Annotated in this window: 13 protein-coding genes; 4 read left to right on the plus strand and 9 right to left on the minus strand. The window is 36.0% G+C overall.

Annotated elements, in window-relative coordinates; all coding sequences use genetic code 11:
• Positions 1-22: 22 nt before the first annotated feature.
• From V7719_RS11240 to V7719_RS11270, 7 genes are all read right to left on the minus strand, one after another.
• Entirely contained in the window at positions 23-5,605 is a 5,583-nt protein-coding gene (locus V7719_RS11240) for an alpha-2-macroglobulin family protein (protein ID WP_335730007.1), read from the minus strand.
• A gap of 516 nt (positions 5,606-6,121) precedes the next feature.
• On the minus strand, positions 6,122-11,344 hold the full coding sequence (locus V7719_RS11245; protein WP_335730008.1) for an MBG domain-containing protein: 5,223 nt from the start codon (positions 11,342-11,344) through the stop codon (positions 6,122-6,124).
• 522 nt (positions 11,345-11,866) lie between these two features.
• On the minus strand, positions 11,867-12,460 hold the full coding sequence (locus V7719_RS11250) for an HD domain-containing protein (RefSeq protein WP_335730009.1): 594 nt from the start codon (positions 12,458-12,460) through the stop codon (positions 11,867-11,869).
• A 107-nt stretch (positions 12,461-12,567) separates the two neighbouring features.
• On the minus strand, positions 12,568-14,520 hold the full coding sequence (locus tag V7719_RS11255) for an adenylate/guanylate cyclase domain-containing protein (protein ID WP_335730010.1): 1,953 nt from the start codon (positions 14,518-14,520) through the stop codon (positions 12,568-12,570).
• 194 nt (positions 14,521-14,714) lie between these two features.
• Positions 14,715-14,885, minus strand: a complete 171-nt coding sequence (locus V7719_RS11260) for a hypothetical protein (RefSeq protein WP_335730011.1) — start codon at positions 14,883-14,885, stop codon at positions 14,715-14,717.
• Positions 14,886-15,071: 186 nt separating this feature from the next.
• Complete coding sequence (locus V7719_RS11265; RefSeq protein WP_335730012.1) at positions 15,072-15,875, minus strand: DUF6090 family protein; 804 nt, start codon at positions 15,873-15,875, stop codon at positions 15,072-15,074.
• Positions 15,876-15,877: 2 nt separating this feature from the next.
• On the minus strand, positions 15,878-16,957 hold the full coding sequence (locus V7719_RS11270) for an isoaspartyl peptidase/L-asparaginase family protein (RefSeq protein WP_335730013.1): 1,080 nt from the start codon (positions 16,955-16,957) through the stop codon (positions 15,878-15,880).
• Positions 16,958-17,078: 121 nt separating this feature from the next.
• Between V7719_RS11270 and amaB the strand changes: the two genes are divergently transcribed.
• From amaB to V7719_RS11290, 4 genes are all read left to right on the plus strand, one after another.
• Positions 17,079-18,632, plus strand: a complete 1,554-nt coding sequence (amaB, locus tag V7719_RS11275) for an L-piperidine-6-carboxylate dehydrogenase (protein WP_335730014.1) — start codon at positions 17,079-17,081, stop codon at positions 18,630-18,632.
• A gap of 131 nt (positions 18,633-18,763) precedes the next feature.
• A complete protein-coding gene (locus V7719_RS11280) occupies positions 18,764-20,137 on the plus strand; it encodes a DUF1800 domain-containing protein (RefSeq protein WP_335730015.1) in 1,374 nt (457 codons plus the stop codon).
• 2 nt (positions 20,138-20,139) lie between these two features.
• A complete protein-coding gene (locus tag V7719_RS11285; protein WP_335730016.1) occupies positions 20,140-21,330 on the plus strand; it encodes a DUF1501 domain-containing protein in 1,191 nt (396 codons plus the stop codon).
• A gap of 575 nt (positions 21,331-21,905) precedes the next feature.
• A complete protein-coding gene (locus V7719_RS11290; RefSeq protein ID WP_335730017.1) occupies positions 21,906-22,496 on the plus strand; it encodes a hypothetical protein in 591 nt (196 codons plus the stop codon).
• 11 nt (positions 22,497-22,507) lie between these two features.
• Here V7719_RS11290 and V7719_RS11295 read toward each other — a convergent pair whose 3' ends face one another.
• A complete protein-coding gene (locus V7719_RS11295) occupies positions 22,508-23,641 on the minus strand; it encodes an ATP-binding protein (RefSeq protein WP_335730202.1) in 1,134 nt (377 codons plus the stop codon).
• A gap of 32 nt (positions 23,642-23,673) precedes the next feature.
• Positions 23,674-24,402 carry a phosphodiester glycosidase family protein gene (locus V7719_RS11300; protein WP_335730018.1) on the minus strand — a complete coding sequence of 243 codons (729 nt, stop codon included), beginning with the start codon at positions 24,400-24,402 and terminating at the stop codon, positions 23,674-23,676.
• Positions 24,403-24,421 lie beyond the last annotated feature (19 nt).

Below are 24,421 nucleotides of genomic sequence, written 5' to 3' on the forward strand. Positions count from 1 at the left end.
CGCACCTGATGCAGAATGACAGTTATTTCTGTACTTCAATCCAACGCCCTTTGTTTCTCACAAAGAAATCGTTATCATACATCGCTTCTACTTGAGTTCCTGGTAAATAGTAGGTTCCTAAGTATGCCGCGTTGAGCATAACCGTAAATACTTTGGTTCCATATTTTCCTTTTGAAGGTAAATCGAAATAGAAGTTGACGCGATCATCTCTAATGTCTGTAAATCTTGCTGAACTCGTCGTCGTATCACCAAAATCTGTAAAACGTGTGTTCACAATTTCCCAACCTGAAGGGAAAATTTGAGTCAAAGCTACATCACGTAAGTTCTGACTTTTTAGATTACTGACACTAACTCTAGCGATAATATCTTGTCCTTGTTGCAGCTTCTTCACATCTATACGATTTCCTTTTAAATCTGTATAAATTACATCAACACTCAAGCCACGTTGTTCAGCTAATTCTTGTCCCAAAGGCAGTTTTCCAGAATTTAAGACACGTACATAAACCAAATTATTTGCGGAATTTCCTAGTTTCAATGTATTAGAACCATCAACGACTTGAAGTTCACGCTGTGCAATCGTACTCTTGGTACTTATCGTTTCGGTTTTACCACCAAATGTATAACTGAAATTCATATCCTTTCCACCATTAGCCTCCACCATTTTTGCCATAGCTAATAAACTGTAAGCTGTCGTTTGAGTACTCATCCATTGTTTACTTGATAAATCTTTTGCAATCAGCTCTGAAATTCCTCGCGCTTTCGGGTTTTTAGTAATAATCATCGTTTCTAAAGCCATAGCTCGATTACGATCTACCGAACCATAGGTATAGTAATTATTCTTAGGTGGTTTGAAATCTATATTCGCCGTTTTAGATAATTGCACACTAGCTTCTTTTTGTCCAGCAAGAGCGTATGCTGCTGCTAATCGCCATTTGGCTTCGTTTGAAATTTCAGTAAACTCTCTTAAACGGTTCATGGATGCTAAGTCTGGACTACCAGCTAAAGCCAATGTGTACAATCTGTAGGCTTGTGCTAAATCTGAATTGTAGTGTCTGTAACTCGGTCTCCAATCTCTGGCAGCTTGTTTTTGATAACGTAACCAATTGCTTTTAAAGGTGAGTGGTAACACAAATCCTTTCTTTTCGGCTTCAATTAAGAAATGTCCAGCATAACTGGTTCCCCAATCATTGGCTGTGTTTTCACCAATCCAATAACTCATACCACCATTTGGACGTTGGAAATTCCCTAAACGCTTAATACCGTTTTCTATGTTTGACTGAATTTCTTGTTGTTTCTCATATTTTAAATCGAAAATATCACTTAAGTATAACTGCGGAAAAACGCCAGATGTGGTTTGTTCAACACAACCATGAGGATACTTAATTAAGTATTGTAATCGTTTTGAGAAATCCATTGGAGGTAAGGTTGAAAACTCTACTGTAGCTGAATTGCTTCCAGGAACTCCGAAGGTTTTAAACGCTAACGTTTGTGAAGTCTTGGCTTCAAGTTGTGCACTTTCATATAAGGACGTTATCGGATTAGGATTAACAACATCCAATTCTACTTTATACGATGACTTTTCGCCATTTCCTGTAGCTATGACTTCAATAGTATTGACGCCTTTTGCTTTACTCACATCCAATTCAAAATAGGCCATCTGTTCGTCTGGTTTATCGAACGTCATTTTTTGAGAGCTATTTCCAACGACTGAAATACCATCGCTTAGTTTTAAACTCAAAGTCACATTTTTCACTTTTGGTTCCATAGCGAAAACCGTTACAGGAAGCATAACTTTTTCACCAGGACTTAATTTTCTTGGTAATGTCGCCAAGACCATTAAAGGCTTTTTGACTTCTACCGATTTATCTGTGCTTCCGTAGGCTTCTGTTTCATTATTTCCAGCAATAACCATAGTACGCACTGCACCAACATAATTTGGCATTTTAATCTTATGAGATTTTCGTGCGCCAGCTTCTAATTCAAAAGGCCCTAAATAGGTTACAACAGGTTTAAAACGGTTTGCTTTTTTGTTTTTACCTTTGGCTGCACTGCCATCACCACCGATCGCAAACACTTGGTCGATACTCCCAGAATACGCACCAATCACATCATCATAAATATCCCAGGTTTTTACACCAAGCGCTTCACGAGAATAAAAATCATCCCATGCATTAGGCGTTTTAAATCGTGTTAAATCCAACAATCCTTCTTCAACCATAGCAATGGTATACGTCATTGGTTTTTTATTTTTTTCTGAAACATAAACCTCAAATTCTTGTTCTGGTCTAAGTACACTTGCCATTCGTAATTCCGGTTCGAGAATGGTTTTCGGATCTTCCACTAAAATTGGAATTATACCATATAATCGAATTGGTAAATCGTTACTGGTTATCGCGTGAGGTTGCAATAATGAGATATTAACAAACACATTTGGCGCCATTTCCGAAGTCACAGGAATATCAACTGTTGTTTCACCTTTTGTAGTCTTAACCCATTTGTACTCTATCACATCTGATCCATTTTCGATACTTACTAAAGCGCGGCCTTCATCACCAGACGGGAATTTAATTTTAGCTGTTTCACCAACGAGATATTTATCTTTATCTGATGCAAAGACTAGCATTTTAGCCGCTTCTTTATCGTTTCCAGTTGACATTCCAGACCAATTTCTGTAGAAATAAGCAGTTCGCCCAGTGGCATGACCACTTACAGGATCGTAAACTCTTATGAGGTAACGACCTCTTTCATTTTCTGGAATTTTAATGGTAAAATTTGTTTTCCCGTTAGCACCTGTTGATACTTTTTGATTGTGAACCGGTCTATGGTAATTACTAGAAACATAGTTAGATAAATTGTCGTAAGAGGAATTCCACCACCAACGCCATTCTATTTTATAGACTTTCACTTCAAGGTTATCTCGTTGCACAGGATTCCCGTCTTTATCTACTACAGCTAAGTCAAAAGTTTGGTTAGTATCCGTAAAAAAAGACCCATAATAATTGCCTTTAGGTGATTTTAAGCCAACATAAGACGGATAAGGCGAATAGGTTTTTGTAAATGCATCTAAAGAAAAATCACCCCCATTTTCGAAGGCTCTAACCAAGAATTGTGCGTTAAGCATTCCTGGTGCATTTTTTCCAATATCTAGTTTGGTATTAATAGTTGCTTTTCCGTCTTCATCAAGATTACTTTCAAAAACATTAAGTTCTTCGGTATTGAATTGACGTGATGGATCAGTAAACGTATAACCTTTGAAGTTTTTAAAACCCGTATATGAGTTGCTAAATTTCGCTTTAACTTCAGTTTTAATGTTTTTTGCGGGTGCGCCATGTAACCATTTAACGTCGATAGTTCCATTGAGTGGCTCTCTACTGGAAAGCACTTCTTGTTCGAAATTAACTTTAATCTTAAGTCGGTTGGGTTTTACTGTTTCAACTTTTAATGATTTATAGAATTGAGCACCACCAACTGAAACTTTAGCATTGTAGTTTCCTGTTTTTCCTTCAGAAGATGTTGGCACAGTAAACTTATAGAAGTTATTGACATTATCTGTAGTTACATTTTTGTAAACCAGTTTTCCGTTAGGATCAGTAATTTCCATTTTAACCGGATGCCCTTTTGGAAGATCATTAGCCTTGTCATTGAGCATAAACGTTAAGAATAGTGAATCTCCTGGTCGCCAAACACCTCGTTCGCCATAGATGTACCCTTTTAAGCCGCGTTGCAACCGTTTCCCAGAAACATTAAACTTGCTTAAGGATAGCGAATTTCCGTCGGTAAGTCTTAGGTAACTTGTGTTATTACCTTTAGTGACAATGGCAAATGAGGCATATTTATTGGCTTCGTAAACCGCTAAGCCTTCACTATTTGTAGTAACCGAACCTATTTCTTGTTGCTGAAAATTATATAGCTTAATTGTTGCACCAGCTTCGGGTTGGGTGTTTAAAATATTTGTAACCGCAAAATAGTAGTTGTTATTAACGCCTTGCTTGACGATAACGCCTATGTTGGAAGCTAATAAATTTTGTGAAATAACTCGGTTCTCGTTGTAATAAGCATCATGACACGGATTATCTCGTTGTCTCCAATTATAGGTGTGATTTCGGTATCTGTATGTTCGATTATCCCAATACTCTTGCTCTCTCAGTTCTTCGTCTTCGGTATTTGAATCTGCGTAGTCATCATAGTAATAATCTTCTTCATAATAGTAGTCGTCATATTCGTCATTTTCATTTAGGTTATTATCAGGATTTGCTTCACAATCGTATAACGAGTAGTTTCGAGAATAGCTTAATTCGACTCTGTAAATGGCTCCAGGATCTGCCTTAAAGAATTTTGATAAATCGATACTGTAGGCTTTCCATTTTCCGGAGTTTTCTGCAGCAGATTGTAATTGTATGGTTTGTTTAGCAATGCGACGACCAACACGTTTAATTTCGTTTTGGTTATTGCTGGACATTGGATTGTCTTGAAGAAACTGCAGTACATTATCTTCAAAAATTTTAATGACTCTCACATCAATAGCACTCAAATTAATAGCCTCAAAGTTAAATTTAAGGTCACTGGAGTTTGGTAAAATCGTTCCGTTGCTAACTAAGCGAACTTGTGGTTTTATTTCTTCAAAAGAAATGGCTTCGGAGAATGGTGTTTTAAGTTTATAGCCATCGGTGTTTTTAATGCCTTGAAATACATCAACTTGAATATTACCAACTAATTTAGTATCTGGATATACTTTAAGAACATTACCAACAACAACAAATTTTGGATTTTTTACCTTCTGAATAGTGACTAATCCATCAAAATTTTGTTGATTTTTTATAGGATCAGAAAAATTGATATATAAAAATTGCTCGGGACTTTTATAAGCTTCAACATTTACAATTTTGAAGTTATTAATACCTGGAATTTGAATTTTGTTCTGGCCTTTATTTTCTGCACTAATAGGTTTTCCATTCCATTTTACAATGATTTCTGAATCTTCAACGAAGCGATTAATGCTATCTATTTTAAATTCGAAATATTTTGAGTGTTGGTTAGGTGCATCAAATTCTAACCTTAGTTTTTTTCCTTTTTGAGTGGCTTCAACTAATTGTTTTGCCTCATCTAAAGAAATCACATCAGCCGATTTGATAACTGCTTCTAAGTACTGCCATTTTTTGCTATACGACTGTAAGCTATTCGTGATGATATTAAAATTTGGTGTTATGGTTTTAAACTGAAATACATAATCCTCATAATCTTTAGGCATATCCTTGTAGATCTTATCTAGCTTTACAACGACTGTATATTCTGTTGCTGGCTCTAGATGTTCGTCTGGCATAAAAACTAAAGTATGTTTGTTAGACGCTTTAAGTATCCCTTCAACATGTGGAGAAATACGAATGAGATCAGTATCAATGACTTTGTCAATCCCCCAACCTTCAACATCATTTGCTAAGTTAATTACGATAGGGTGTACAACCGATTGTAAGCCAGAGGTGGTATAACTTATATAGTCTCTAAACTTGAATAGATTGTCAGTTTCTTGAGTAATGTCTTCCTTTTTCTTGCAGGAAAACATAATGACGAAGCATAAAATGAGTGCAGAAAGATGTTTTAGTTTCATGGCTTAGCGTATGTTTATTGGTTTGTATTTAAAAGTTCAAACCATCAATTTGACATTTGAATACCATAAAAATAAGCTATTCATGAGGCTCTAGAGCTTATGTTTTGTTATGTGTAATTGATAAAATAGAATTCGTTGAGAATTGATAAGAATTCGTTTTTTTTATAGGTTATAAACCCCGATCTCTAACTCACCTAAAAATTGCCATTAACATTCCCTGTCTGTAGCATATTTGCACCTCTTGTCGTTGTTAATGTATGAACGTTTTTTGGGAACACCTTGGTATATACGACTAAATAAAATTCGTATTAAATTACGGATATAGAATTATTGAACGTGGAAGATTTCTAGAATATATAGCGATGAAGAACCTGTACAATTTGAAAATCACGACAAGTTTATTTTAAGGATTGGAATGACCATCCTAAATCACATGATATATTTGGAAAGGTCAGACTCATGGTTGTTATAACCTTGGGTCTGACCTTAATTGGAATGCGCTAATTAAACCTAAGGTTATTTCTTCATTATTTTATATGCGGATCTATTACCATTGTGCTGATAAATGAAAAACAATATTCCTGGGCTGTAATCAGAGACATCAATCTGAATGTTGGATGATGCATTTAATTGATAATCCTTTTTGTGTAATATTCTTCCGGTTTGGTCTAAAATCATGAGGCTAGCTACACCTGTTTTATCAGCAATCGTGAGATTGACGAAATCACTGGCTGGGTTTGGATACAATTTAGTTTGTCCCTCATAATGCGTTGTCAATTGATTGAGGTTAGATTTGGAATTGTCATCCTTTTGATCTGCGTCAATGGGAGTTTCAGGTGTGGATGTATTTCTAGAAGGTGCAGTCTCGTCACAAGGGTCAGCATTGGAGCCATTCGCTGACTTCGATGCATTGTTACAGCCTTGAGTAATTACTTCCCATTGTAATCTGCCTCCATTGGTGTAAATATCAAAAGTGTGCGTGCCTGGCAAAAATAGTTCAGGAGGAGATCCAATGAATTGTGCATTGCCTTTTAATAGATTGTTAGGGCCATTAGGGATGTATATAGGCACATTTAATCTGTTTGTGTATTCAAATCGTAGTAGGCTTACTATGTTCGGACTACCAACCAATGATGCAGGGCTTTGACATAGGTCAGAGGCCTTGATACGATCGTTGCATCCTACTATAGGGTTTACGAACAGGGACCCTGGTGTTTGCGTAATGGTATAATTATCGTAACCCGAAAGGCTTGACAGATCAGCAAATACGTCATAAAGGCCTCCATCTAAACTACCAGTTTGTACAACGCCATATTGGTCTTGAACAATGAAACTTGTTATGTTTGGAGTCACATCATCACAGACCAGTCCGTTTGCTACAGCATTAAAATTAGTCGGTACGGCATCTCCTTCTGAAATAAAGGATGAACCTATTTCAATATGAAGCTCAGCGGTTGCGACAGTCAAATTTCCCGATTGATAGGTAATAGTATAATTATCGTTTTGCAATGCGGGGCTTACCGTAATAGTCGTGTCTGTAGTACAGGCGTCGCTCGGCGTAAATGTCAATTCACCTAAAATGTCAGAAACTGTCTCATCATATGGCAAGACTTCCGGAGTTGTGCTTATGCCGAACGACGGTAGATCCGCTTGGCCATAAGTTATCGTTGCATCGTTTACCGTAATGGTAAGGTCAAACGGATTGACCGTGAGGGCACCTGCGTCAACGAACAATATGGTATAGTTTGGAGAACTATTGGTTGCAGAGGCTTGAATTGCGTATGGACTTCCAGAAACTCCACATTGTGTACAGTTCAAACTGTATACTATCCCGTCAGGGAAAACATTTTCTAAGGTATCATTGTATTGCAATTCTTCAATAATTCCAGTAGGGGTGATCTGGTCGTTCCCATAGGTAGTAATCGCATCTTCGGTCGTAACCGTAAGATTGGCCGGCAAAATCTCAAGAGGTGTTGGTACATATCGAATCTCGAAATTAGTATCCAAAACCCCGCCAGGAATGACATATTGCGTCCCAGCGTCTACTCCAGTGATGACATTGATCGGTCTAATTTCAATTAGCGCATCACCTAATGCGTCGTCTGAATTCAATATCACTAAAATGTTTTCGAAAGCATTCAATATAGGAGTACTTTCGCTATTCACCAAAGCAACACCGTTAACAAGAGCGAAACCATTAACCAAGGACAGACCATTGACCAATGAAACGCCGTTTACCAATGAAACACCGTTTACCAGTGAAACACCGTTTACCAGTGAAACACCATTCAAAAAGGCATCACCATTCACTAGCGCAAACCCATTAACCAAGGATACCCCGTTCGTTATTGAAGAGAAATCGCCGTTGGCGATGGCCTCATCAGAAAAGAGGTCAGCCCCAAAGTTTACCAGCTTTTCAGTGCCAGTGCCGTTGACTAGTGAGTAACCATTCTGTTCTACAGTCTCTGATTGCTCAACAGTACTTTGTGAGACGAAAAAGGTTTTATTTACCAGTGAAACACCATTGATAGTTGGCTCGTCGTTCACTAAGGAAACTCCATTCACTAAAGAAAGGCCATTAACCAATGAGACCCCGTTGACCAATGAAAGGGCATTTACGTGATTTGTGGCAAAAGTATTAGCAACTTCTGTATCTACGTTAAGATCCGTTTCATCTGGGTTACCGAATATATAGTCAAAACTGATGTCTGGCAAATCGTCGCCATAGGTGATGTCATCCAAGGCCTGAGGCATTATCGTAACTTGCATCGGTGATATATTCAGCACCCCTTGGTCTATAATAAAATTGTATAATTCTAATAACCCAATATTTACATCGGTTAAATTCAATTCGATAGCATAGATGCCAACATTCGAATTGGCAGCCGCAGCCGTTGTCATGGAAATTGATGGTAAAAAGAGATCTAGTTCTTCTTGTGCGAGAGGATCATCTGTATTGCCAACTTTAGTCGTGAAGGAAAACTCAGGATTGCCTTCCCCATATCGTCGTGATGTATTATTTGGTTGTACCAGTACATCTGTAATGACAAGATCATTAAAAGTTAAAGTTTCTGACTCACCACCATCTAAGCCATTGGTCAATGGCCCTGCTTCTGTAAATACATAGATGGGTGGATTGCCCAAAAATTCTGGTATTGTAACGGTCAATGTGTTTTCATCAACAAATGTGGTTTCTAATTCATCGCCTCGAAATATGACTACAGATGATTCGTCGAATGAGTTTCCTTCTAATATAAGCTCAAAGGCCACATCGCCAGGATTATAGAGCGTCGTATCAAGATTTTCGAGATTGAAAGTAATGAGGTTTGGTGAAGGATTAGAGAATGCTCCAATCGAGCTATCTGCCGATAGGAAACCATGGCCCGTTTTGTTGTCGAAACCAACAGGTCCCATGTCAATGGCATTGCTGGTAAGTAAATTGCGAACACTTAAACTCGGTTCTGAATTTGAAATATCAACGCCAAATTTTGTTTTAGCTTCAATAATCAATACTGCCACACCAGCTGCGTGTGGTGCTGCAGCAGAAGTGCCAAAGAAATTAGGTAATGAATTAAGTTCATAATCAGGAGCACCTAAGTTCACTGATGTATCGACACCAGTTGGCGCCATGATATCTGGCTTATCTCTTGAAATTCCGTTAGTTGTAGTGCCTCCAAGAGAGGATGATTGCTGGGCAGCGAGCGTTCCTCCATAGTTTGAAGTGTTGTCATAACGCACAGCGCCAACCGTTATAGCTCCAACTGCATTTGCATGACCAATAACGGTCGAACTATTGGCTGGTGGAACAGCTTCAAAATTTCCATTGTCCCCAGCTCTGAAAACAACATACTTGAACATTGGTGCTGCACCAGATCCGGAAGCCCTTTCGATAACAATATTAGTAGTTGTGGGATTAATGACCGTAAATGGCATAATTTCTACTGGGTCTGCTCCCGTATTGTTCCTGTTGAAACCATATAGTATCGTGCCATCATTACCAGCTAGATAGATGTCTAAATCATTTGAAGCGCCAGAATTAGATCCAAAAGAATAAAAATCATCATCCCATTGCAGCACCACAATGTAAGATCCTGGTTCTAAAGACAAGTTTTGCAAGGAATTTCCGCCTCCAAAATTGTGTCGCAATGTGTTTGGATCAGAGGCAGTAAATGTCGACTGATAGGATCTTGAGCCAAAATTACCAGCAGAGGTAAAATAACTTACACCATTAGCCGTGGCTTCATTGATAGCACTGGCTACAATGCCATCTCTAAAATAAGGCGCCTTCATATAAGTGAGATCATCTACTATGACTTTGCAATCGAGAGCGACAAGTTCGGCGATTCCAGCTGCCATATTTCCTTCTGAGATGTAACCAGTCCTAAAGTACAACTCGGCATCTGGAGCCACATCATGTACAATCTGTAGCATGGCTCGTCCCTCGTCGCTGGCTATACCAAAAGGATAATCCTCGACAACATTCACTGGATTTTCAGCCCCAGGAAGGTCTCCATTAACGATGTCTGTTTGAACGGCAGAACTAATACCTGTGATTACACCAGATTTTCTGTCGTAACTGTCTGAGATCACTCCGATTTTAACACCTTCACCACTAACGTTCCACCCTAACCTGGCAATATTTGAATTTTGAGCGATATCACCCTGGCTGTCTATGAGCCCAGCATTAGGAATCGGAGGAGATACCTCGTATACTTGGTTAATGATATCGGTTCTTGGATTAAGAGCTTCTAGGTCTGTTATAGGAAAAAACACGGTAATCACGCGCTCATCATCTTGTGGGTCATAAACATCTGAAATATAGTCATCTTCAGATATCCCAAAGGTGATTAGGAACGTTGCTACGGCATCGAATTGATCATTAAGAGCTACTATTTCAATCAGAACCTCACCATCTTCATTAATAATGTATATAAACTCATTGGTTGGGTCACCAGGATTGTAGCTATCGAATAGTGAAGTCAAGGCGGATCCAATGAGTTCATTGACTTTAGAATTTGGTGGATAACCAGGCAGAATATCACAATTGATCAGGATACACTCGCAAACTGCAGCAACTTCAGCTTCAGTACTTGGGGAGCCTGGAAGTCCACTACTACTATTACTGAAATAATAAATAACATTGTTACTCCAATTACCCGAATTGTTGATATTGCCATTCTCTGTCTTTATGCTCCCGTTGCCTGAGATTACTGCATGGTTGTTGAAATTACCATCTGTAAGCCTAACGCAAGCATCCAACATTATTAATTGAGAGTCATTAATGAAATTGCCGTTTTTTAACATCAGGGCATTGGTCAACTCAATGTTACCTTGATTTTTGAGGACACCAGGACCAATTTCAATCTCTCCTTGATCTACCACCAATAAGCCACCAGGACTCACATTGATGTTGCTAATCGTCGTTAATTTGGCATTATTGAATATGTACAGTTTTGCATTGTTCTTTAACTTAATTGGATTATTGGAAGCGTAAACGATATCATGATTGATGGTAATGGTGGAATTGCCCACCTCGTTGTTTGGAAATGGATTGTTGTTACAGGGGCCTCCTGAACAATCCCAAGCAGCGGCATTTTCCCAATTGGTAGATAGGCCTGTAGTTGTATAATTCTGCCCGTATAACAAGATGGTAGATAGCAGAAAAAACAAACTTGATAAAACAATGTTGTAGATTTGTTTTGTGGTAAAGAAAGTACCACGAGCTGTTGTAGAATTCATATAGCTTGACTTAAAGTTAATACCATACGCTTATATAACAAAGCTTAAAATAAGCATTATTAAGTCAAATCTAGAAGAGGGCGAGTCGCTATGAATCAATATTCAGGTTCTGTTAAGATACTGCTTATCAGTTAAATAATAAAGAATGAGAAGTCAATATTTTTATTTTAACATTTAATTAACATAAAGGCTAATCCTTTTCCGACATTATGCTATTTGTATCACTTTCTATCTATTATAATACTACATGTTTTTTACCGCAGATAGAAACGAATTTTGATGCTAGTGTGTTTTTCTGTCACGATGCCGTTACCCAATATTGCTCAATCCGTGAGTATTCTATGGGTCTTATGAATTTAATGGATGATGAAGAGCTGCTTTATGAGCAACTAGGAGAACAGATCTTGATTGCTTTTAAGGAATTCAAGGATGTTAACAAATCTGTGAAGAACCTGATTTATAGTTTTATTCGCTAAATGCTAATTGGCGTTATTATAAGCGTTTAAAATAATTCTTAATTTGTTAGACCTGTTTTGCCTTGAGCTCTTTAAGTTTTCTCAATTTTAATTTTCGACGATTCCATTTCGCATAAAGGGTATGGAACTCATGATTTTCGAGAAAATTGATTTGCAAATCTAGCCATTCTCGTTCCGTCTTAATAACTCCAAAATGCAAAAACTCTTGATGTAGGTTTTCACTAAGTTCATTGTAATCGTTTCTTCCTAAGTAGTCCAAGTCAGCATCTGCAAGAATTTTATCATAAAAAGTCTTTGGTTTCTGAGGGACTTTTGTAGCTCTTATCATCCCGTTTACAAGGATTATTTCCTCTTTTGTAAGAATAGGCCTGAGTATTGGCTCTATCAAAGTGATGCTGCACTCTTCATGGTCTATTGGTGAGACAGTGTAACCAAAATCATGGCTAACGGCAGCTATTCGAATGAGTTTTGCCATTTGATCATTTATTCTATATTTCCTGATATAACTGTCACATACATTGGCAACATCGATCATATGTTCATAGGAATGATAGCTTAGATACGGAGCTAACTTCCCCTTCAATTCATCTAGAATTTGGAAACAGATATCTGGATATGTCTTTTTGTTCTCAAGAGTCATGTATTTGCGGGTCTAAGAATGGTATTCTCTCAATTATCGTGGTTATTTTTCTCGATCATCCCCAAAACCGATTTAAATTAATACTAAGTTATGACAATAATCATTTATCAGGCTATCTCACTAATTTTTTCTTCAGCATAATACATTTTAAGCAATTGTTCATTCTTTGCCTTTATCACGCCTCTATAAGTAAAATCATGTCTATTTTTTAAGAGTTGGTATGTGCTCTCTGCAACATTGATTTTTCCTGGGACTGAATTGCTCTCCATACGAGCGGCTATATTAACTGTATTGCCCCAAATATCATACTGAAATTTCTTGTGGCCAACAACCCCAGCCACTACTGGACCTGTATTAATACCAATACGTACCTCAAAAGGATATATCCCCTTTGGTGGGTTATCTTGCGTATCCTTTACGAACTCCAAGATCTCTAGGGCCGCCGAAAAAGCATTCTCTGCATGTGTCTTATTTTCAGTAGGAAGCCCGCCAGCACACATGTAAGCATCACCAATCGTCTTGATTTTCTCTAGGTTGTGTTTTTCTGTAATGATATCGAATTTCTTGAAAAAGTAATCCAAACTTTGCACGAGATGCTCAGCCGGAATTCCTTCAGCCACTAACGAGAATTGCTTGAAATCAGTAAAGAGCACGGTTATTTCCTTAAAGTACTTGGCCTTGATAGAACCGTGTTCTTTTAACTCTTCAGCTGTTTCTTTTGGGAGAATGTTCAAGAGAATACTTTCACTTTTATTTCGCTCTTCGGCAATACGCGAGTTGGATTTCTGGATGAATCGGTAACGTGAAAATATCCCTCCTACCATCGCCAAAAGAAGGGCAGCAAGTGCGTACAACAATCTTTTGGAAGCGGTGGTGCGTTCCAGCTGAGTTTGTTGTAGTTCATTATCTACGTTGAGAAGTTTTATTTCCTCTTCCATTTCTTTTAAATCATACTGGAATCGCATGTTGCCTATAGATTCATCATAAGAATCGTTCCTAATGGTATCGCTAATGGATGTAAAAAGTTGTTGATAATCATAGGCGTTTTTGTAATCCTTCATGCCAGAATAGGCCTTGGCCAGTCCTTCATAGGCATCCTTTTTGTCCCTGTATACTCCTGTAACTTCAGTTATCTTAAGCCCCCTTTTAAGATTATCAACGGCTTCTGCATAGGCTTTCTGCTCTATAAGTACTTCTCCTAAGCTAATGAGAGCCTTAGTTTTTTCCAATTTAGCATCATTGAGGTCCGCCGCCTCAATGGCTTTGAGATGATATTCTTTTGCCAGACGATATCTTTTTAGGTCTTTATAGGCCCAACCCATATCATTATATGTATTAGAAAGATTACTTCCAGATCTCGAATACGCCTCTAAGGCATCATTGAGATGAGGCAAGGCGGCTTGTGGATTGCCACTCTTTAAATATAATTCGGCCATATTGATGGCGACTGCCCCTACACCTTCATCATATCCCAAATTAATAAGTATATCCTTGGATTTGTTGAAGGATTCAAATGCATCGTCATAGGTTGTTTCTTCGTTAGAGTAAACAGTGCCAATATTTAAGTAAACCGTTCCTAACCTGGTTGAATCTTGAATCTTTTCTGCAATCTTAGCAGACCTTATAAAATAATCTAGAGCCTTAGGGTCATCTCCTTTTGTTTGCCAAACGGCTCCTATATTGCTAAGCAAGTTACTGATCCCGCTTTCGTCATTGATTTCTTCAAAAATGGCTAATGACTTTTCCCAATGAATGAGGACGTCAGAGAATTCTCCCTTCATATAATAGCCAAGACCCATGTTTTTATGGGCGTACGCTAGACCTTTTTTGAAATTAATTTCTATGGCAAGATCAATGGCCTTGCCAGAATATACGATAGATGAATCTGGTTGCGATCCATAAAGCTGAGAAGCTATGTCTAGTAAGGTATTGACTTTTGTGCTATCATTTGCTTGTTCTGTGACAAGATGCTTAAGTTCTTCCACAGCTTGGCTATTTTGACCAAAAGAATTAAGTGCAAAGCAAATCAGGATGATAAAATAAAGGGTGTTACGATTCATCAAAGTTGTACATCAATAAGTTCTTGAGGATAGTTAAATTTAGGTAATTATTCTAGATAAACCTACTTATTAATCCGTTTTCAATAGACAAACACACAGTAACACAGGCTTTTGCGTGCTATTATTAAGCATGAATAGGCTAGCTTATGGTACTTGTAAGGCTTTACTGCCACTTGGAGCATTTCCTTTTTCATCTAAAATACCATCCGATTTACTTCAGGGTACTTTTCTAGAACATTTTTAAAATAATTGTATTGAATAGGGCTTATACCACCTGTTCTGCGTTTCGACGTATTATAATAGTCCGACTCTTCAAAATCCATCATCAAGAACAATATATCTCCAAGCTCAAACACATCGCTCATCCAAGTTGTTGAACTTTTGACGATACCATATTGAATGCAGGCGGCCCTTTTCGTATTGGCCTAACAATCAGTGATAAGAAGGGCCTACAGAATAATTTCGTCAATTGCGTATTTATTGAATTTACCTGTTTTGTTATGTTTAATGAGGTTGTATTATTGTATGTTTCTGAAGAGTTTTGTTATTTACTAATTGGACACGTAATGCTTAATTTCAGTTTTTATTTTGTTTAATTGCTCTTTTCTAATCTCAATACTTGTAAGAGCATTGAATGATCTTCCCAGGTCACCTGATAAATAGGATTCAAATGCGGGGTTTTGTAATATAACATTTAGATCAACTAAGATTTTTCTTTCATCTTTAATAGCGTCCAAGAATGTATATAATTCTTTAAGGTCTTGTAGCTCAGAGGTTATAACGTAAACACCTGTTTCCTTTTTCACATAATTTATTGGAACTGTAGCCATAATAGGCTCTAATCTAGTTTCTAAAAAACGTAAGGTAGCTGCCATGATTCCTTTTAATTCTTCAAAGTTGGTGTAATACTGATTAAGTTGTTTCAGAATTTCTTTGTTCTCAAAAAGGGCAAATGCTCCAGAACTTTTAGCTGCTTCAAATGAAGAATTAAAAATAACAGGAATTGGACCAATATATAGTGGCTCAACATGTTGACCAAATTCTAATTTATTAATAGAACCAATAGGTTTCCTTACTTTTTTTAATAGCCAACCCGCATGCTCAATTCTGTTATTATAGAATTCTGTTAACCCTTCTAATTTGATATTATCTTTTTCAAGATCACTAAGTATTTCTTTATAGAATTCCTGCTCAGTGTTTCCATTCTTTATGCCTTCACTCCAATTATTAATCTGCAAAGCAATGAGAATACCAATAACGACAAGGATAATTTCACCAATGGCATATTTAAAGTACTTGCCTGTTTTATTCTGCTCCATGAGGTCATGGCGTATTTTTCTAAAGAATTTAATCATAGTTAGTTTTCGTAAATCCCAATCGTTAATTCTCCTTTTTCATTCATAGTGGCACGATACATGCCTGCCGTATTAAATTCCATAACCATATGACCATCTTTATCTACAGCTACAATACCACCTGTACCACCTAAATCCGTTAATTTATCTTGGATTACGATTCTTGAAGCGTCTTTTAATGACAGGCCTTTGTATTCCATCAAAGCAGAAATATCATGAGCGACCATGCCTCTAATAAAATATTCGCCCCAACCTGTACTAGATACTGCACAAGTAGCATTGTTAGCATAAGTTCCAGCGCCAATAATAGGCGCATCACCAACACGACCATAACGTTTGTTAGTCATACCTCCAGTTGAGGTTCCTGCAGCTAAATTTCCATGTTTATCAAGAGCAGCGCAACCAACAGTGCCAAATTTTGAGTCTTTAATATCTGCATCATAAAAAGCCGTTTTGGCATCGCTTTCTTTTTTTGCTTCTGAGGCTTTTACACGTTCTAGAGATTTAAATCTGTTATCAGTAAAAAAGTAACTTGGTTCAACAATTGTCAAACCTTGCTCATTTGCATAAGTATCTGCGCCAATCCCAGCCATCATTACATGAGGTGATCTATCCATAATTACTCTAGCCAAATTGATTGGGTTTCTTACTGTTGTTGTTCCTGCGGAAGCACCTGCATTAAGTGTTTTTCCATCCATTATAGACGCGTCCAATTCGTTAGTTTCAGCATTAGTAAATACAGCACCTTTTCCAGCGTTGAACAATGGAGAATCTTCCATCACATTGATGGTTTTTTGAACAGCATCGAGACTGCTTCCTCCATTTTTCAGAATCTCATAACCTACTCTTATGGCCTCTTCCAATTTTGCTTTGTAAGCCGCTTCACGTTCGGGCGTCATGTTTTTCCTCAAAATAGTTCCTGCACCACCATGAATGATGATAGCAAATTCGGCTTTGGCTTGCGTATCGTTACCCGAAGGACTTGATGTTGTGCTTTCGTCTTGATTTTCTGAAGTTTTATTAGTTTCAACACAACTAAAGCAGATTGAAAACAATAAAATAAAAAAGATGAAATGTCTCATGGTTATTGGTGATTTATAAGTGCTTTAAAGTTACATTATTCAACATGTTTCATCAAGTAAAACTGACAATTTATTAGTAACTTCGCGTCAAAATTTAATAATTCTTAAAATACAAGCATATATGGAAGCGATTGCTACCGATTTCGGAATAAAAGAGGCTTTGAGCCAGTTAGGTGTTAAAGACTTAAATGAAGGAACTTCTACGGGTTCAAATAATTTTTCTAACGGAGAAATTATTGAATCATATTCTCCAGTAGACGGCAAATTAATTGGTAAAGTAAAAACGACAACTAGAGAAGATTATGACAAGGTGATGGATGCGGCAACAAAAGCCTTTTTATCATTTAGACATATGCCAGCTCCGCAGAGAGGAGAAATTGTTCGCCAATTTGGAAATAAATTAAGAGACCTAAAAGAACCTCTTGGTAAGTTAGTGTCTTACGAAATGGGGAAATCTTTACAAGAAGGTTATGGAGAAGTCCAAGAAATGATTGACATCTGTGATTTTGCTGTTGGATTATCAAGGCAATTAAACGGACAAACAATTCCATCTGAGCGTCCAGGACACGTTATGAGAGAACAATGGCATCCAATAGGTGTTGTTGGTATTATCTCAGCATTTAACTTCCCTGTGGCAGTTTGGGCTTGGAATACAGCTTTAGCTTGGATCTGTGGTGATGTATGTGTGTGGAAAGGTTCTGAAAAAGCACCTCTATGCTCTATTGCTTGTCAAAACATTATTGCTGGAGTCTTTAAAGAAAATAACTTACCTGAAGGTATTTCTAATATCATTAATGGAGATTACAAGGTTGGTGAATACATGACTACTGATACTCGAATCCCTTTAGTTTCTGCAACTGGTTCAACAAGAATGGGAAGAATAGTTGGTGCAACTGTAGCTGAACGTTTCGGGAAATCTTTATTAGAATTAGGAGGTAACAATGCGATTATCATTACACCAACTGCAGACTTAAAAGTGGTGGTTCCTGGCGCTGTATTTGGTGCTGTTGGAACTTGCGGACAACGTTGTACATCTACTCGACGATTAATTATTCACGAATCTGTTTACGATAAAGTAAGAGATGCAATTGTGGGTGCTTATGGACAATTAACTATTGGAAATCCTTTAGATGAAAAGAATCATATTGGACCATTAATTGATCATGATGCAGTAAATACGTATTTAGCCGCTATCGAAAAAGCAAAAGCTGAAGGTGGAAATGTATTAGTTGAAGGTGGTGTTTTAGAGGGTGAAGGTTACGAAAGTGGTTGTTACGTTAAGCCAGCTATTATTGAAGCTGAAAATAATTTTGAAATTGTACAACACGAAACATTTGCTCCAATCTTATATTTAATGAAATATTCTGGAGAAGTTGAAAATGCTATTAAAAAACAAAATGGTGTTGCTCAAGGATTATCTTCTGCTATCATGACGAACGAAATGAAAGAAGCAGAGAAATTCTTGTCTTATGCTGGATCAGATTGTGGTATTGCTAACGTAAACATCGGAACATCTGGTGCTGAGATTGGCGGTGCTTTTGGTGGAGAGAAAGAAACTGGAGGTGGTCGTGAGTCTGGTTCTGATGCTTGGAAAGTGTATATGCGTCGACAAACTAATACAGTTAACTATTCAGATGAATTGCCTTTAGCTCAAGGAATTAAATTCGATCTATAATATATAGTTTATATCAAAACAGTTATAAAAGCCGTTTCATTTATTGAGACGGTTTTTTTGTGCTTTCATCTTTGGAATCATTTTTGAATGTATACAATTAAACTTAACATCGATTATAAAGTCTAAGAGTCATGAAATCTCATCACGTACAACATTTATATTGGAGAGCAGGTTTTGGAGGGACGCCAAATCAGCTAAAGACATTATCAAAAAAAGATAAGCGTCAAGTTGTAGATGAATTATTTTCAGAATCCACAAATATTACAAATTTAGAGATGGATACTTCAGAATTAAATCATTTGGTTTCAAAGGAATTACTTAAGGATAAGGCTAAGCAAGCGGAATTCAGAAAACTAAGTAACGAAAAAATCAAAGACTATAATGTGTTTTGGATACATCGATTAGTGACGTCAGAAGAAATACTTAGAGAAAAAATGACCTTGTTCTGGGCAAATCATTTTGTATGTCGCGACCAGAATATTTTTCATGTACAGCAATACAATAATACTTTGCGAAAACATGCACTTGGGAATTTTGGCGATTTTGTAAAAGCCATTTCAAAGGAATCGGCAATGCTTAAATATTTGAATAATAAACAAAATCGTAAGCAACAGCCCAACGAGAATTTCGCAAGAGAATTAATGGAGTTGTTTACTTTAGGTGAAGGCCATTATACCGAAGAAGATATTAAAGAAAGTGCAAGAGCATTTACGGGTTATAACAATAATTTTGAAGGAGAATTTGTAATAAGAGAATTCCAACATGACTATGAATTTAAAACATTTTTTGGTCATACAGGGCGTTATGATGGTGATGATATTATTGATATGATATTAGAACAAAAACAGTGTGCTCGTTTCATCTGTCGAAAAATATACGGTTACTTTGTTAATGATGTCATTGACGAAGAAAAAGTAGAAGAGTTGGCAACTGTTTTTTATAAAGACTACAATATTGAAAACTTAATGAGGCACATCTTTTTGTCGGATTGGTTCTATGCTGAAGAAAACATCGGGACCAAAATAAAATCTCCAATTGAGTTTTTGGTTGGTATGAGAAAAACGGTTCCTGTAACCTTTGAAAAAACTAAGGATGTATTAAAAATTCAGAAATTACTCGGACAGGTATTATTAAATCCTCCTAATGTTGCAGGATGGAAAGGCGGAAAAAGTTGGATTGATAGTAATACCATTATGTTACGATTAAAATTGCCTTCCATTATATTAGCCAATGCTAAAATACCTTTAAAAGAAAAAGGAGAGTTCGAAGATTCCTTTGAAAAGCATTATTCTAATAAAAAGAAAAATAAATTCGTAACCGTAAAGGTAGATTGGGATAGCTTTGATAAGCAATTTAAAAACCTACCTGTAAATGATTTAAAACATCAACTTATCATTCCAGAATTAAGTGATGGAACCGAAACCTATTTAAAAACATTAAGCCAAAAGTCAAAACGAGATTTTTGTGTACAACTTATGTCATTACCAGAATATCAAATGTGTTAATTATGGATAGAAGACATTTTTTAAAGCAATCAACCTTAGCGAGTAGCTTATTTTTTGTGCCAAATTTTGTAAAGGCATTTGAAAACATATCAGCTAAGAACCTAGGATATAAACGTTTGGTAATTATACAACTTGCTGGTGGTAATGACGGTTTAAATACTATTATTCCGTTTAATAATGATGTGTATTATCGCAACAGACCAACAATTGGTATTAATAAAAATGAAATAATTAAAGTTACAGATGAACTAGGCTTTCACTCTAATTTATTGCCATTAAAAAAATTATACGATCAAGGTCATTTAACAATCATTAATAATGTTGGGTATCCAAACCCGAATCGTTCTCATTTCAGATCGACTGATATTTGGCAAACTGCAAGTAGCTCTGATCAGTATCTACAAACAGGTTGGATTGGTCGATATTTAGATGAATATGGCAATAAACCTTATAACGCTATTGAGATTGATGATAGTCTGTCCTTAGCTTTAAAAGGTCAAAACATCAATGGTATAGCAACTAAAAATCCGCAAGTGTTATTTAGAACTTCTCAAGACCCTTATTTTAAAAATGTACTAGAGCATTATCAAGATGAACATTTAAGTGAACATAATTTAGGATACTTATATAAAACAATGATTGCTGCAGAGTCTTCTGCTAAATATATTTTTGAAAAACATAAAACCGCATCGAACAACCAAGAGTATCCAAATAACGAATTTGCAAATCAGTTGAAGACAACCGCTAGATTGATTAATTCTGGAATAGAGACTAAAGTATTTTATTCTTCTCTTGGTGGATTTGATACACATGCTAACCAAATTAATAGTCAGGCACGTTTACTTAAAATGTATGCTGAAGGCGTTGAAGCTTTTGTGAATGATTTAAAACAACAAGGAACGTTTAATGATACACTTATTTTGACCTTTTCAGAATTTGGAAGACGCGTTAAACAAAATGCGGCCAACGGAACAGATCATGGCGCAGCGAGTAATCTCTTTATTATTGGAAACCAATTAAAAACTCCTGGATTTTATAATGAATTAGCAAACTTAAATGATTTGGATGCAAATGGAGATTTAAAATACACAGTCGATTTTAGATCTGTATATGCGACAGTCTTAGATAAGTGGCTAGCCGTTAAAGATCAAACGATTTTAAACAAATCTTTCACAAAACTGAATTTCATATAACTCTAAAAAACAAAAACCCTGTTTCACATTCGACACGTCGACATTGAAACAAGGTTATATGCAATTGATTAATAGCACTTCTAAAATGGGGAAAATTAAGCTTGATTTCTAATAAAAACTATAAGTGGTAAAAAAACCTGTATGAATGGTAATTATACTATAAATCTGTTCACGAAAAACATTTTTTTTTATATTTCTGAATAGAAATATTCCTTAAAAAACAAAAACCTTATTTCGTTATTAGACTGGCTAACATTGAAATAAGGTTGTATGTAATTGATTAATAGCACAGCGAAAATCGACAAAAACTAATGCTATCTATAAAAAAAACCACGATTGGTTAATAAAACTATATGAATGGAAATTTTTGTAATATTTCTTCGATGAAATGCACTTCCTATTCGAAAGGGACTAGTTTGCTATAAAAAATGTGTAGGACTTTTCATTAATAAAAAATTAAACTTACTAAATAGCGTCTAATTACAAGGTTGTCAGTGATTTAAGTATTCTATTATGACTTATTTAGCAATATATTCCTTATATTTAAGGCGCTATTAATCAATACATATATTATTATGAAAACAATTTTTAAATTATTCTTGGTATGCTTAGTTATTTCTTTTACTTCATGTGAAAAGAGCGAGATATCAAACGAAAACGACTCTTTAGAGTTAGAAAACAGAGAGCCAGATGTAAAAGGTTGCGAAACAGCATACGCTTTTGATAAGGAAGCACTATGCTTTTCAGATGATGATGATTTAAATTCAAATCGTTGGGGATGGAGTATTGGGCCACTCACCGCGCCTTATTCTAACACTTATGATATTTATCAGGCAGCTGGTCAATGTAATTTAGAAAACGGAGAAATAGTTGGAACCTTAACTGTAAATTATGGATTAGACGGAACTGTTTCAGTAGATTATAATGCCTTTGAAGGGTTTGGTTTTTATGAAGCCCACTTGTATATAGGTAATGAAAAATATCCTAGAAAACGTAATGGTTCATTTACTGTAGCAAGTGGACAGTTTAATCATTCGTATAGTAATGCAGATGGAACTGATCATGTGCCTTTTGATGCGACTGATTATAGTGGAGGTATTTACATTATAGCCCATTCCGTAGTGTGCCCGTATGATAAAAAGGATGAGAAAGACGATAAAAATTAGTTGAGTACATATTAACTGTATTTGACTTTTCTTAAAATACGCATAGATTCTTTATAAAGCTCATAGAGTTCTTCACTATGAGCTTTTATATGTGGTTTTGCTTCATATAATTTATCAATTGCATCATCGAATGAATTGAGGTAGCAAATAACATAAGTTCCCGATAAATTTCGTAAATCTAATTCTTCGTTTTTTGATAAATCATGGCCTCTTTTTAATTTTTCGAGTATAGCATTATTCGTATTGTAAATATGATGCAGTACTTTTTTATCAAATTGTGGAGGTTCAAAAAGTAATCGAGTTTCTATGTTATAATTAGCGTTATTTTCAAAATGAATAATAGTTTCTTCTAATGGATAATATTTGTAGGATTTTTGAAGACCTAGATTGACGTATTCAATAATTTTAAATTTATTTTCATTAAAACTTATTGCCACTTCATCTAAAGTGGAGAAAAACAATCGCACTTGCTCATTTATGAGTTCAATATCCACTCTCGAATAGAACACCTCGCTCTTTATTTCTTTTTTTTGGCCAGACCAGCACAACACGAAATATTCTTTAAACACCTTATACTGTGGATTGTAATCTTTTCGTTGATTCATAAAGTCAAAAACACCATCTAAAGTATATTCAATATTGTTTTGTGCATGTGCTTCAATGGCATCAACAATTTTTGAATTAGCATCTTTGATTTCAATATCAAAAACCTTTGGCATACTCATACTTCCATCTCTAAGAAACACAGAACCCCCATAATACTTCCAGATGTTCTTTCGAAGTGAAGTAATTTGATCTATTGCTCTAATCGTTACTAATCCAACTACTTTGTCATCTGATAAATGTGGAAACGGAATATTTTCATACTGTACAATAGGCGGATTGGCGAGATAAGCATTGATGAGGTTTTGAATTTTGCTATCATCGAAAAAGTTGACACCAATTATTGTATTGTCTTCATCTTCAACTCCAATTACGATGTAAGAGTTGTTTTTAGGGTTGCTGTTAGAAAGTGCACAAATATGCTTTAGAAATTTTGCTTTGCCTTCTTTATGTGTAATATCAATTTTTCGTTTTTTATCATAGAAGCTATTCTCATCATTGTGAGCGAGCAAGTTTTTGATAAGTAGTCGTTTATTAATCATAGCATTTCCCATGAAAACGGGAATCTCAATATTTAATTTTTGGTCTCAGCAATTATAACTCCAAAATCACCATCTAATTGCTCCCATTTTTTCTTCGGAAGGTAAGTTTTAGAGATTTTACCATCAAGGTATAATGCATTTTTACAACCATTGCTTTTAAAAAAATCAGCAAAATCATATAATGTTATGGTATCCTTTGACATGGCAAACAATAGATTGCCATTTGGTAAAATACCCACACCATTTCTTATGTTGAAATGTTTGGAGTCTTTCACAAATACAGAATGAATTTCATTTTCAATAACAAGCATTGGTCCAGACTGAGTAGCATATGTAATATTAGGGTTAGGATTAAAATCGGATGTTTTACATACGACACCTTTATGATCTTTCGTAATATAAAAGATGCCATTCGGTTGTAAATAGAAATTACCGTAACCTTTTTTTGCAGTGTCAATTTTGGCTTTCGTGATGCCGTTTTCAATATACAAACCTTGAGGAGAACCATCTTTGAGATACATGCCGCCGTTCATAGCAAAAAGTAAGTTTTGATTGGTGTTTTCTAGGGCTTTTTTTAAGTTACTATGATTTCCAAATTTAATGCCGTTGTCATTTTGTAAATAGAATTTTAAATGTTGCTTTTTTAAATCAACGGTATGGGTTAGAATTTTTGGATCGTTAATATCCTGATTGCTTTTAAATGCAAACAAACCTATAACCACAAAGACTATAGTCAAGAAGGTGAGAGTTATTCGTTTCATTTATACATTTTTATTCATT

It is taken from the genome of Psychroserpens sp., from assembly GCF_036960315.1.
In the GTDB taxonomy this organism is placed as follows: domain Bacteria; phylum Bacteroidota; class Bacteroidia; order Flavobacteriales; family Flavobacteriaceae; genus Psychroserpens.